General features: G+C 73.0%; 13 protein-coding genes. 12 read left to right on the plus strand and 1 reads right to left on the minus strand.

The features are described from left to right. The first annotated feature begins 2 nt into the window (after positions 1-2). On the plus strand, positions 3-1742 hold the full coding sequence (locus HMPREF2863_RS10775) for an acetyl/propionyl/methylcrotonyl-CoA carboxylase subunit alpha (protein ID WP_070640283.1): 1740 nt from the start codon (positions 3-5) through the stop codon (positions 1740-1742). Positions 1743-1834: 92 nt separating this feature from the next. Further along, a complete protein-coding gene (locus tag HMPREF2863_RS10780) occupies positions 1835-2515 on the plus strand; it encodes a GntR family transcriptional regulator (RefSeq protein ID WP_083315385.1) in 681 nt (226 codons plus the stop codon). 109 nt (positions 2516-2624) lie between these two features. Here HMPREF2863_RS10780 and HMPREF2863_RS10785 read toward each other — a convergent pair whose 3' ends face one another. Then, a complete protein-coding gene (locus HMPREF2863_RS10785) occupies positions 2625-3905 on the minus strand; it encodes an NRAMP family divalent metal transporter (RefSeq protein WP_083315386.1) in 1281 nt (426 codons plus the stop codon). Positions 3906-4379: 474 nt separating this feature from the next. Between HMPREF2863_RS10785 and rpmB the strand changes: the two genes are divergently transcribed. The 10 genes from rpmB (at position 4380) to HMPREF2863_RS10835 (ending at position 12999) form a co-directional block, all read left to right on the plus strand. Further along, positions 4380-4616, plus strand: coding sequence for a 50S ribosomal protein L28 (gene rpmB / locus HMPREF2863_RS10790; RefSeq protein WP_067189728.1), 237 nt, complete (start codon positions 4380-4382; stop codon positions 4614-4616). Position 4617: 1 nt separating this feature from the next. After that, positions 4618-4785, plus strand: a complete 168-nt coding sequence (gene rpmG / locus HMPREF2863_RS10795; protein ID WP_067189730.1) for a 50S ribosomal protein L33 — start codon at positions 4618-4620, stop codon at positions 4783-4785. A gap of 3 nt (positions 4786-4788) precedes the next feature. Beyond that, positions 4789-5094, plus strand: a complete 306-nt coding sequence (gene rpsN / locus HMPREF2863_RS10800; RefSeq protein ID WP_067189732.1) for a 30S ribosomal protein S14 — start codon at positions 4789-4791, stop codon at positions 5092-5094. A gap of 418 nt (positions 5095-5512) precedes the next feature. Next, positions 5513-5794 carry an HU family DNA-binding protein gene (locus tag HMPREF2863_RS10805; RefSeq protein ID WP_067189733.1) on the plus strand — a complete coding sequence of 94 codons (282 nt, stop codon included), beginning with the start codon at positions 5513-5515 and terminating at the stop codon, positions 5792-5794. A 231-nt stretch (positions 5795-6025) separates the two neighbouring features. After that, positions 6026-6736, plus strand: coding sequence for a hypothetical protein (locus HMPREF2863_RS10810; protein ID WP_070640099.1), 711 nt, complete (start codon positions 6026-6028; stop codon positions 6734-6736). A 181-nt stretch (positions 6737-6917) separates the two neighbouring features. Beyond that, a complete protein-coding gene (locus HMPREF2863_RS12230) occupies positions 6918-7670 on the plus strand; it encodes a copper resistance CopC family protein (protein ID WP_070640102.1) in 753 nt (250 codons plus the stop codon). A 52-nt stretch (positions 7671-7722) separates the two neighbouring features. Continuing rightward, positions 7723-8442: a copper chaperone PCu(A)C gene (locus tag HMPREF2863_RS10820; protein ID WP_083315387.1), complete on the plus strand. Its 720-nt coding sequence runs from the start codon at positions 7723-7725 to the stop codon at positions 8440-8442. Next, entirely contained in the window at positions 8432-9829 is a 1398-nt protein-coding gene (locus HMPREF2863_RS10825) for a Dyp-type peroxidase (RefSeq protein ID WP_070640105.1), read from the plus strand. Before HMPREF2863_RS10820 ends, HMPREF2863_RS10825 begins: the two co-directional genes overlap by 11 nt. Before the next feature lie 91 nt (positions 9830-9920). Then, positions 9921-12128, plus strand: coding sequence for a bifunctional copper resistance protein CopD/cytochrome c oxidase assembly protein (locus HMPREF2863_RS10830; protein ID WP_070640108.1), 2208 nt, complete (start codon positions 9921-9923; stop codon positions 12126-12128). Continuing rightward, complete coding sequence (locus HMPREF2863_RS10835; protein WP_245232137.1) at positions 12115-12999, plus strand: hypothetical protein; 885 nt, start codon at positions 12115-12117, stop codon at positions 12997-12999. Before HMPREF2863_RS10830 ends, HMPREF2863_RS10835 begins: the two co-directional genes overlap by 14 nt. Positions 13000-13078: the final 79 nt, after the last annotated feature.

Consider the following 13078-nt stretch of genomic DNA (forward strand, 5'->3'; position numbering starts at 1 on the left):
CCCTGACCAAGGTCCTGATCGCCAACCGCGGCGAGATCGCCGTCCGTGTGGCCCGCGCCTGCCGTGACCACGGCATCGGCTCCGTGGCCGTCTACGCGGACCCGGACGCGGATGCGATGCACGTGGCCGTGGCGGACGAGGCCTACCACCTGCCCGGCTCCGCCTCCGGCGACACCTATCTGGACATGGACGCCCTGCTGTCCGTGGCCGAGCGCTCCGGCGCGGACGCCGTGCACCCCGGCTACGGCTTCCTCTCCGAGAACGCGGACTTCGCACAGCGGGTCATCGACGCCGGCCTGACCTGGATCGGCCCCGCCCCGCAGGTCATCCGGGACCTCGGGGACAAGATCACCGCCCGCTCGATCGCCCAACGCGCCGGCGCCCCGCTGGTCCCCGGCTCGGACGGCCCGGTGGCCTCCCCGGCCGAGGCCCGCGCCTTCGCCGAGGAGCACGGTCTGCCGATCGCCGTCAAGGCGGCGTTCGGCGGCGGCGGCCGCGGCATCAAGGTGGTCCGGGACCTCGAGGAGGTCGAGGACGCCTTCGCCTCCGCCACCCGCGAGGCCGTGGCCGCCTTCGGCCGCGGCGAGTGCTTCGTGGAGCGCTTCCTGGACCGCCCCCGCCATGTGGAGGCCCAGGTCCTGGCGGACGGACACGGCACCGTGGTGGTGGTCGGCACCCGCGACTGCTCCCTGCAGCGCCGCAACCAGAAGCTCGTGGAGGAGGCCCCCGCTCCGTTCCTCACGGACGAGCAGCGCACCCGCATCCACGACTCCGCCCGCACCATCTGCGCGGAGGCCGGGTACACCGGCGCCGGCACGGTGGAGTACCTGGTGGCCCCGGACGGGCTGATCAGCTTCCTCGAGGTCAACACCCGCCTGCAGGTGGAGCACCCGGTCACCGAGGAGACCACCGGTGTGGACCTGGTGCGCGAGCAGTTCCGCATCGCCGCCGGCGAGCCGATGAGCCTCGCCGAGGACCCGGCCCCGCACGGCCATGCCTTTGAGTTCCGGCTCAACGCCGAGGACCCGGCCGTCGGCTTCCTGCCCTCGCCTGGTCCGGTGGAGCACTTCGAAGCCCCCACCGGCCCCGGCCTCCGCATGGACGCCGGCGTCCGCTCCGGCTCCGTGGTGCCCGGCGAGTACGACTCGCTCATGGCCAAGCTCATCGTCTGGGGCGAGGACCGCCCGCAGGCCCTGCGCCGGGCCCAGGACGCGCTGGCCGAGCTGCGCATCGAGGGCGTGCCCACCGTGGTGCCCTTCCACCGGGCCGTGCTCGAGCAGGACGCCTTCACCTCCGAGGACGGCCTCGGGGTGTACACCACCTGGATCGAGTCCGAGTTCGCCGCCGAGTTCGAGGCCTCCGAGCACCTGGCCGCGGCCGGCCCCGCCGGCTCCCGCACCCAGATCACCGTGGACCTGGACGGCCGCGCCGTCCGCCTCGGCCTGCCGGACGCCCTCTACGCTGCGCTGATGCACGGCGGCGGGGCGGCGGGCGCCGCGGCGGCCGGTGAGCCCGAGGGCCCGGGCGAGGACGCCGTCACCGCCTCCGTGGCCGGCACTCTGGTGGCCTGGAAGGCGGAGGAGGGCGTCGTCGTCGGCAAGGGCGAGCCGGTGGCCGTCCTGGAGGTCATGAAGATGGAGACCGTGGTGCGGGCGCACCGCTCCGGTACGATCACCCGACAGCAGATCGACGAGGGGGCCACGGTGCAGCGCGGCCAGGTCCTCGCCACGATCACGGACTGAACGCCGGCACCCCGCCCGCGGGAGAGGGGATGTGCGCCCGCCCGCGTGGCAGCGGCGCGGAATGATCACCGGCAGAAGGAGACGCCCCCCACATGGTTCAGAGCCGTCGTACCCGCCCGTCGGAAGCCCAGCGCCGCGGTGCCGTCGGCGGTGCCGCGGAGGAGCTGCGCCGCCGCATCGAGAACGCCGAGCTGGCCCCCGGCACCCGTCTGGGCGAGGTCGCCCTCGCCGCCGAGTTGGACGTGAGCCGCAACAGCCTCCGCGAGGCATTCGCCGAGCTCGCCGCCGAGCGGCTGTTGGTCCGCCGTCCCCACCGCGGCGTTATCGTGGCGTCCCCGGACGTGCAGCAGGTCCGGGAGATCTCCCGCACCCGCCGCATCATCGAGCTCGGCGCCCTGCGGTTCGGCGAGGTCACCCCGGAGGTCGAGGCCGAGCTGCACCAGGTGGTGGCCATGCTCTCCCCGGATCCGAGCGCCGTGGACCCACGCCTGATGGGCGACGCCAACCAGCGCCTCCACGGCGCCATCGCCGCCATGGCCGGAGCCTCGGACCTGCAGCGCACCCTCCGCCAGGCGATGGCTCGCGTGCGCCTGGCCTTCCAGCCCATGGACCGCGAGACCGCCCTGCACCCGCTCTTCGCCGAGCGCAACCTGCAGATCGCGCAGACGCTCCTGGACCGGCGCCCCGAGGACCTGCAGGAGACGATGGCCTCCTATCTGGACCAGGCCGAGCAGTTCGTCCTCGACCACCTCTCCGAGCGTCAGGACGCCTGAGCCCTCCCGCACGGCGTGCCTCGGCCGTCCGGGGCGCTTCGCAGACACCACGACGACGGCCGCCCGCCTCGCGAGGTGGACGGCCGCCGTCGTGGACCCGGGGATCGGATCAGGCTCCGGAGAACAGGGCCACCATCGGCGTGAAGGCGTTGACCGCGATGTACACGGAGACCAGCCAGGCCAGCACACCGACCACCAAGAGCCACGCCGGGTAGCGGTAGCCGTTCATCAGGTCTCGGCGACGCCAGGCCACGAACAGCAGCACGGCGAAGCCGACCGGCAGGATCATGCCGTTGAAGGCGCCGGCGAAGACCAGCAGGGTCTGCGGGGCCTGGCGCAGGGTCAGGTAGAGGGCGGCGCAGACCACGATGAACGCGACCGTCAGCAGGTTGCGGGTGCGTGCCGAGGTGGTGGACTTCGTGATGAAGGAGACCGAGGTGTAGGAGGCGCCGATCACCGAGGTGATGGCGGCGGCCCACAGGATCACGCCGAAGACGCGCATGCCGACGTCGCCGGCGGCGTGCTGGAAGGCCGAGGCGGCCAGGTTGTCCGGATCCAGGGTCGCGCCGCCGACCACCACGCCGAGGATGGCCAGGAACAGCAGCACGCGCATCACGCCGGTGACGATGATCGACAGGACCGAGGAGCGGGTGATGGACGTGACGTCTTCCACTCCGGAGACGCCGGAGTCGATCATGCGGTGGGCGCCGGCGTAGGTGATGTAGCCGCCCACGGTGCCGCCGACCAGGGTGACGACGATCAGCATGTCCACGGTGTCCGGCAGGACGGACTGGCGCAGGGCGTCGCCCACGGGCGGGTCGGAGACGATCGCGACGTAGGCCATCAGGACGATCATGACGACGCCGAGGCCCACCACGATGCGGTCCAGGGCCAGGCCGGCACGCTTGGACAGGAAGATGTAGATCGCGATCACGGCGGAGACGCCGCCGCCGATCAGCGGGTCCACGCCGAGCATCGCGTCGGCTCCGAGGCCGGTGCCGGCGATGTTGCCGATGTTGAAGACCATGCCGCCGATGAACACGAGGGCGGAGAGCAGCCAGCCGAGGCCGGGCAGGACCCGGTTGGCGAGCTCCTGGGCGCGCAGACCGGAGACACCGATGACGCGCCACACGTTCATCTGCACGGCGATGTCGATGATGATCGAGACCAGGATGGCGAACGCGAAGGCCGCGCCGACCTGCACCGTGAAGGTGGAGGTCTGGGTGATGAAGCCCGGGCCGATGGCACTGGTGGCCATCAGGAACATCGCGCCCAGCAGGGCCGTGCGCCGGTGGCGGGCGGCGTCCGGGGCGGGCGCGTCGGTGGCGTCGGCCCGCTGGGCGCGCGCGGCCGCGTCCTGGCGGTGCGGGTCGGTGGGGGTGTGGGCCATGGGCTCCTCCGGAGGGTGCGGGACAGGGGGCGCGTGACCGTGGTCACAGAACGCCTCGATGGAGGGAGCCTATGTCTTGTTCAACAATCAGGCAAGCGGCGGGTGTGAGTCGGTTCTCCCGCTCCCCGGTTGAAGCCGGCGCGGGTGCTCCCGTAAGATGGGACGGCGCAAGCCGCGCTGTTCTCCTTCCCGGGCATGCCCGGAAGGGGTCGGAAAAGCAGCGTGATCCCGCGGACTGGACTCCCGGAACGCTCCTGTGGGGCAGGCCGGGACTCGCCGTTCACACCAGCGATCCAAGGCGACTTCGGTTGGCTCTCACCCAGCCTGGTTCACCTTCAGATGAGTCGCAGTAAGAGTGCGGTGTCCACACCCGAGCGGGACTCTCAAGGAGTCCGACGGCGCCTCGTGCGTCGGAAGGGCTCCGGCATGCGGGTTCCGCCCGTCCTTTTACTACAACTTGCACGAGGAGTGATCATGGCAGCTCACTGCCAGGTAACCGGGGCTGGGCCGGGTTTCGGCCACAGCATCTCCCACTCGCACCGTCGCACCAAGCGCCGGTTCAACCCGAACATCCAGAAGAAGACCTACTGGGTCCCGTCCCTGCGCCGCAACGTCACCCTGACGCTGTCCGCCAAGGGCATCAAGACCATCGACGTCCGCGGCATCGACGCCGTGGTCGCCGACCTGATCGCGAAGGGAGTGAAGCTCTGACATGGCGAAGGAGAAGGACGTCCGTCCGATCATCAAGCTGAAGAGCACCGCCGGCACCGGGTTCACCTACGTGACCCGCAAGAACCGCCGCAACACCCCGGACCGCATCACCCTGAAGAAGTACGACCCGGTGGTCCGCAAGCACGTCGACTTCCGAGAGGAGCGCTGAGGCATGGCCAAGAAGTCCAAGATCGCCAAGAACGAGCAGCGCAAGGCCATCGTGGCCCGCAATGCCGAGAAGCGCCTCGAGCTGCGCAAGACCCTGGTCGACCCGAACGCCTCGGACGAGGCCCGCGAGGCCGCCCGCGTGGGCCTGCAGAAGCTCCCGCGCGACGCCTCCCCGGTGCGCGTGCGCAACCGCGACGCCATCGACGGCCGCCCGCGCGGCACCTTCCAGCGCTTCGGCATCTCCCGCGTGCGCTTCCGCGAGATGGCGCACCGCGGCGAGCTGCCGGGCGTGACCAAGTCGTCCTGGTGACCTCGTCCACGGCCTGACCGGAACGGTCCGGCCGGACGCGCCGTCCCTGACGACGGCCACCGACCTGCAGGTCCTCGACCTGTCCGGGGCGGTCCACCCCCACGGTGGGCCGCCCCGTCGTCGTCCCGGCCCGGAGCCGCGGATTCCTGCGGAACCGCACGAACGGCGCCCGAAGGCAGGGCGGCGGAGCCGCAGACGCCGCCGGATCAGGCCCTGACCAGGGACGGAGACGGCCACGGGGCAGCGTCCCGGCGGGGCCGCACGGGTTCCCGGGAGCCTTGGAATCGCCTGAAAATGGCAGAATCAGGCCGCTGGAGGGCGGCGCGGCGGGGCGGTCGATGGTACGTTCGGCAGTGGAAGCCCGGGGAACGTCCCGGGATCACCCCTACGATGTCCCAACACTCAGGAGGACTTCCCAATGGCTATGAACCGCAAGGAGCTCGTCGCCGCCGTCGCCGAGCGCTCCGGCAACACCCAGGCCGCCGTCAGCGATGTGCTGGACGCCGTCTTCGAGGTCTTCACCGCTCAGGTGAAGAAGGGCGAGAAGGTCTCCATCCCGGGCTGGATGGCCGTGGAACGCACCGAGCGCAAGGAGCGCACCGGTCGCAACCCGCGCACCGGCGAGGAGATCACAATCCCGGCCGGCTACTCCGTGAAGGTGACCGCCGGCTCCAAGCTCAAGGCCGCCGCCTCCGAGTGAGCCGCCGAGCGGATCTGCCGATGAGGGCATGATCTGCACAGCGCACACAGGGCGCCCCACCGTCGCGGTGGGGCGCCCTGTCGTACGTCGAGGCCGTGCGTGACGGTCCTGCCGTCGGTCCTGGGCTGTGACGCAGTCGAGGGGGCATCGTCCCCGGTCCGGGCGTAGAATGGGATGTCCGGGGCGTGTGCCCAGCACACTGCCCGAGGCGACGACGCGAAGGGGGCCGGCATGCAGCACCTGATGCCCGCACGCCCCGCCGCGCCTGCCCCCGCCCCTGCGCTGCCGGTGCACGGCGGCGCCCGCCTGGCCCGCGGGTGGGCCGGGGCCGTGCTGGCCGTCGTCCTCGCCGCCGCCTCCCACACCGTCCTCGGCGCCGCGCACGCCCCGCACCCGATGGTGCTGCTGCTCGCGGTCGCCCTGGCCGCCCCGGTCTGCACCGTGCTCGCCGGCCGCCGCCTGTCCCTGCCGCGCGTGCTCGCGGCCGTGCTCGGCAGCCAGGCCATCCTCCACGGCCTCTACAGCCTGGCCTCCCCGGCCCCCGGAGCCTCCGCCGCCTTCCCGACGACGGCCGGTCACCTCGGCCACGCCGTCCCGGCCTCCGGGGAGCTCGCCTCCTTCGCCGCGGCGCACTCCTCCGCGCACACTGCCGCGCATGGGGGAGTCGGCGGCCATGACCACCTCGGTCTCGGGATGCTGGCCGCCCACGTGGTGGCGGCCCTGCTGACCGTCCTGCTCATCCGCCACGGCGAGCGGCTGCTCGTCCGTGCCGCCGGACTCGTGGTGGGCGCCGTGCTGCGCCGCCGCGTTCCCGCCCTGCGCCCGGCCGTCGGCCGGGTGCGTCTGGTCTGGGGCACCTCCGCGCCCCTGGTCCCCGCCGGCCGCGAGCTCGTCGGCTCCACCGGCCTGCGCGGGCCGCCCGCCGCCCTCGTCGCGGCCTGATCGGCAGACCGCGCGGCACCGTGTCCGCGTGCGCGCCGGACGGGCCCGGGCCCTGCCCTCCCCGCCGTCGGCGAGGACGTCACAGGGCTCACCGTTCCCTGAACGAGACAGACCAGCCGATGCCCCGGCCGCCACACCAGCGGGCCGGAGACGAGGCATCGGAGGCGAAAGGCACCGTGCCATGCACCTGAACGCGATGCACACCTGCACCGAGCGCGTCCGCGAGGACGTCATCCCGCGCCGCCGGCGCACCGCCGCCCTGACGGCGGCCCTGGCCCTGGCCGCGGCCCCCGTGGCGGGGGTCGCCCTGGCCGCACCGGCCCAGGCCCACGATGAGCTGCTGTCCTCCACCCCGGAGGCCGGCCAGACCCTGACCGAGGCGCCCGACGAGGTCTCCCTGACCTTCTCCGGAAACCTGATCGACGGCCAGGGGATCCAGAACCTCATCCGGGTCCGGGACGCGGACGGCAACCAGTGGCAGGCGGACTCCGGCACCGTGGAGGGGGACACCTTCTCCGCCGGGGTCTGCCCGGACCTGCCGAACGGCGACTACGAGCTGGCGTACCGCGTGGTCTACTCCGACGGACACTCCGAGGAGCGACGACTCGACTTCACCCTGGACGCCGAGGGCGCCCCCGAGGCCGGCACCGTCCCGGAGGACTGCGGCGTGGCCGCAGAGTCCGCCGGCGGGTCCGCCGCGGAGGAGGCGACCGACGCGTCCCAGGCCGCGGAGGAGAACGGCCAGGCCGCCCAGGCCTCGGGCGACCCCGCGGCCACCACCGAGGCGCAGGACGACCAGGCCCAGGAACCGGGACTGCCCGGCTGGGTCTGGGGGCTCGGCCTCGGCGGCGTGGCCGTGATCGGCCTCGCCGCCGTGCTGATGTTCCGCAAGGCCTCCGCGCTCGGCCACACCGACACCCCTGAGGACCGGTGACCGCGGCGTCGAGGACGATGCCGCGGGGACACCGGAGAAGAAGGACACGAACATGAAGAAGAAGACCACCCGCACCACAGCCTCCCTGGGCGCCCTCTCCGCCGCCCTGCTGCTGCTCACCGCCTGCGGCGGCGGCCAGGACGCCCCGGCCGAGCAGGACGACTCGGCGTCGCCGGCGGCCGCCTCCGAGGAGGCCGGCCAGACGGAGCAGGGCACGGACGCCGAGGAGACCGGAGACGGCCAGGACGATGCTCAGGGCGAGGACGAGTCCGCGGGCGAGGGCCCGCTGACGGTCGTCGACGCCTGGACCAAGGCCACCGAGTCCGGCATGACCGGCTCCTTCGCCACCCTCGAGAACACCACGGACGAGGACGTGCACATCACCGGTGTGCACTCGGAGCTGAGCGCCGTGGTGGAGCTGCACACGATGGTGGACGACGGCTCCGGTCAGATGGTCATGCAGGAGGCCCCGGACGGCTTCACCGTCAAGGCCGGCGAGACCCACGAGCTCGCCCCCGGCGGTGACCACGTGATGTTCATGGACCTGCAGGAGCCGCTCCTGCCGGGCGACACTGTGGACTACGTGCTGGAGCTCGAGGACGGCACCGAGGTGCCCGTCGCCGGCGAGGTCCGCGACTTCGCCGGCGCCAACGAGAGCTACCACGGCGGCGAGGCCTCCGGCTCCGAGGACGCGGACATGGACCACGACGGCCATGACCACGGGGACCACGAGGGCGACGACCACGGGGACCACGAGGGCCATGACCACTGATCCTCGCCCCGAGGACCACACCGGCCCGGCACACCGGTCCGGTGCCGGCCCCTCCGCCTCGCGCCGTGGCCTCCTGCTGGGCGCCGGCGTGCTCGGCGGCGGCCTGCTGGGCACGGCCGTCGGCTACGCGGCAGGCCACTCGGCCACGGCCGCCCCGTCTGCCGGCACCGGCGGCGCGGGGGCAGGCCAGGGGGCGGGGCCGTCGTCGGGAAGCGGGGCGATGTCCGCCTCCGGCGAGATCGGCACCTCCGGCTGGGCCGAGCCCGGCGGCGAGGCCTCCCGGGTGGCGGTGAGCTCGCCGATCGGCACGGACGCCGTGCCCTTCCACGGTGACCGCCAGGCCGGTGTGGACACCCCCAGCCAGACGCACGCCGTGTTCCTCGCGTTCGACCTGGACGAGGACCTGGACCGGGACGGCGTCCGCCGTATGCTCCGCATCCTCAGCCAGGACGCCGCCCGCCTCACCCAGGGCAGGGCGACCCTCGCGGACACCGAGCCCGAGCTGGCCGCGGCGCCGGCCCGCCTGACGGTGACCTTCGGCTTCGGCCGCGGGCTCGTGGACCGGATCGACCCGGACGCGGTCCCGGAGTGGCTCGGCCCGCTGCCGCGCTTCGAGCAGATCGACGGCGAGCTGTCCGAGGAGTATTCCGACGGCGACCTGCTGCTGCAGATCTGCGGCGACGACCAGATGTCCGTGGCCCACGCCCGCCGCATGCTCACCAAGGGGACCCGGGCGTTCGCCACGCCGCGCTGGACTCAGATCGGCTTCCGCGAGGCCCGCGGCTCCCATCCGACCGGCACCACCATGCGCAACCTCTTCGGCCAGGTGGACGGCACGGCCAACCCGCAGACCGGCTCCCCGGCGATCGAGCGCCTCGTGTGGGGTGTGGACGACGGGCTCGGCGCCGACCTGCAGCCGTGGATCGAGCACGGCACCACCATGGTCATCCGCCGCATCCGCATGGAGCTGGACACCTGGGACGAGCTGGACCGCCCCGCCAAGGAGGACGTGATCGGCCGTCGCCTCGGCACCGGCGCCCCGCTCACCGGTGAGCAGGAGAACGACCCGATCGACTTCGAGGCCACCGGACCCGCCGGCTTCCCCGTCATCTCCGACACCGCCCATGTGCGCCGCGCCCGGATCGGCGACGGGCCCGAGCACGGCATGCTCCGCCGCGGCTACAACTATGACGGCGCGGACGGCGAGTCCGGGCTGATCTTCGTGGCGTTCCAGACCGACCTGGAACGGCAGTTCGTCCCCGTCCAGCAGAGCCTGGCCGAGTCCGACCACCTGAACATGTGGACCACCCCCGTGGGCTCCGCCGTGTTCGCCGTGCCTCCCGGCTGCGCCGAGGGCGGATTCGTGGGAGACGTGCTGTTCTCCTGACCGCCGGCCCCACACGCCGGGTCGGCCGCCGCTCCGTGCGGCGCCGCCGGCCCGGCCACCGATCGACCACCACCGCGAGAAGACAGGACCCATGCCCTCCACCGAGACCGCACCCCGCCACGGGGACCGCGCCGCCCGCGACGGCTCCCGGCCCGCCGGGAACACCACCGTCCCCGGCGGCGCCGAGCGCGCCCTCCCGGTCTGGACCTGGCCGGCGGTGGCCGCCGCCGGTGCCCTGGCCCTGGTGTTGGCCGCCTGGTTCACCGGCGTCTCCGCCGCTCGCGAGCTGTCCGACCCCGGCGCCCTGACCCGCTGGGGCGTGCCGATCGTCGAGTACGGCTCCAACATGGCGATGTCCGTGACCATCGGCGCCCTGATCTTCGCCGCCGCCATCCTGCCGCCGCACACCGGCGGCCGGGCCCCGCGCCGCCGCAAGGACGACCCGCCGGCCGAGCGCCTGCCGGAGCACCCCGCGTTCACCCGGACCATGCTGGTGGCCTCCGTGGCCGCCGGCGTGTGGACCCTGTGCGCGCTGGCCGTGGGCATCCTGTCCTACTCGGACCTGGCCGGCATCCCGCTCGGCGCCGGCGCTGCCTTCTCGGACGGGCTCGTCGCCTACTTCGTGTCCATCTCGGTGGGGCAGGCCTGGTTCTGGGTGACCGTCATCGCCGCCGTGGTGACCTCACTGGCGGTGGCCGTGCGCTCCCACAGCGGCCTGTTCTGGGTGGGCATCCTCGCGATGATCGCCCTCGTGCCGCTCGCACTGATCGGCCACGCCGCCGGCGGCGACGACCACATGGCGGCCGTGAACTCCATCGGTCTGCACCTGCTCGGCGTGGTGGTGTGGGTCGGCGGCCTGCTGGTGCTCGCCCTGATCGCCCCCACGCTGGTCGGCCCGGACGGCGGCACCGGCCGCACCACCTACCGCCGGCAGGGAGCCGCCCCGCTCGTGCACACCGTGCTGTCCCGCTACTCGGTGCTCGCCGGACTCGGCCTGTTCACCGTGGCCCTGTCCGGCGTGGTCAACGCCGCCCTGCGGGTGGAGCACCTGCATCAGCTTCTCGCCCCGTACGGAGGCCTGGTGGCCGTGAAGTTCCTGGCGGTGGTGCTCCTGGGCCTGATCGGCCTGGCCCACCGCCGTTGGATCATTCCGCAGCTGCGTGGCGGCGCCGGCGAGGACGCCGCAGCCGAGGCCCCGCGTCCGGCCCGCCGTCTGCTGTGGCAGCTGATCGCCGTGGAGGCCGTGGTGATGTCCGCCGTCATGGGCGTCTCCGCCGTCCTCAGCCGCACTGCGCCGCCGAAGCCGGAGGAGCTGCCGGACGGCGCCAGCCCGGCCCGCATCCTCACCGGCTACGAGCTGCCCCCGGAGCTCACCGGCGCCCGCTGGTTCGACCTGTGGCGCTGGGACTGGCTGTGGGTGGCCGTGTGCGTGTTCCTGGCGATCTGGTACGTGCGGTCCACGGTGCAGCTGCACCGCCGCGGGGACTCCTGGCCCGTGCTGCGCACGATCTGCTGGATCCTCGGGCTGGTGGTGCTGACCTGGGCCACCTCCGGCGCCCCGGCCGTCTACGGCCGTGTGCTGTTCTCCGCCCACATGGTCGGGCACATGACGTTGACGATGATCGCGCCGCTGTTCCTGGCGCTCGGCGCACCGATCACGCTGGCCCTGCGCTCGTTGCCGGTGCGCACGGACGACACGCGCGGCCCGCGCGAATGGATCCTGTGGATCGTGCACTCCCGGTGGGGGGCGTTCATCACCCACCCGATCGTGGCGGGCGCCAACTTCGCCGGCTCGATCCTGGTCTTCTACTACACGGACTTCTTCCGGTTCGCGCTGGAATACCACGTGGGCCACGAGTTCATGAACGTGCACTTCCTGCTCACGGGCTTCGTGTTCGCGCTGGTGATGGTGGGCGCGGATCCGCTGCCGAACCGCCCGCCGTATCCGATCCGCCTGGTCGTGCTGCTGGCCACCATGGTGTTCCACGCGTTCATCGGCGTGGCCATGACCTCCTCCACGGGACTGATGCAGGCCGACTGGTTCGGCAACATGGGCCGTCCCTGGGGTCCGGACGCGCTGGCCGACCAGCAGATCGGCGGTGCGGTGATGTGGGGCATCGGCGAGTTCCCGACCGTGGCGATGGCCGTGACCGTGGCCGTCCTGTGGGCGCTCGACGACCGCAAGGTCGCCGAGCGCTACGACCGCAAGGCCGAGCGCGACGGAGACGCCGAGCTCGCCGCCTGGAACCAGATGTACTCGAACCTCGCCGACCAGGAGGACCGCCATGGCCGCCGCTGACACCGCCGACCGCCTGCCCGCCCGCCGCGCCGCCCGCCGCTGCGCCGGCCTGGCCCTGGCGGCGCTGCTCGCCCTCACCGGCTGCGCCCCAGGGGACGACGACGGCGCCGGCACCTCCGCCCCGGACGGCGCCTCCGCCTCGGCCGGCCAGGACGGGGACGCCTCGGCAGACGACGCGAAGCCGGAGCCGGCCTCCGAGCAGGAGGCCGCGGACGTGGTGGACCAGCTGGACCTGGGCGACCGCCAGGACCAGCGGATGGCCGCCGCGGCGGCCGAGCGCGCCGCATCCTTCGGCTTCGTCCGCCAGCGTGCCGCCACGGACGAGGAGATCTCCACGACCCGCGAGGACAACGCCGCGCGCCTGCGCGACGCCTCCCGCACCACCGTGGAGCCGAGCGAGTGCAAGGCACCGCTGAACGCTCTGGACTTCTCGCCGATCCTGCTGGACCAGGAGGAGGTCTCCCGCGTGGACGTGGGCGCCGGTTCGTTCACCGGCACCGGCACCGTGGAGGTGGCGAGGCTGGACGGCCCCGCCCGCCAGCGTGTGGAGAAGCACCTGCAGACCGTGAACACCCTGCTGACCGACTGCTCCGAGATGACCATGACGGTCACCGAGGGGGACAGCACCGTGGACTACGTGCTGACCACCGAGAAGCCCGACCTGTCCGACGGCACCCCGGCGCAGTCCGCGATCACCTGGACCCGTCACCCCGCGAGCGACGAGGAGAACACGCTCACCGCGCAGGTGCTCACCGCCACCACCGCCGACTCGGTGGTCATGGTGTCCTTCGTGGGCCAGCAGGCCGCCGGAGACAAGGAGTTCACCATCATGGCCGAGGAGATCGTGGCCGCCGCCGAGCGCGCGGGCTGAGCCGGCGGACCGAGGGGCGGACCGGCGTCCCGTCGGCTCCCGCCGTGCTGTGGCGGGGGCCCGGCCGTCCGAATGTGTC

Origin of the sequence: Micrococcus sp. HMSC067E09 (assembly GCF_001812555.1) — a bacterium.
Lineage (GTDB): Bacteria > Actinomycetota > Actinomycetes > Actinomycetales > Micrococcaceae > Micrococcus > Micrococcus lylae.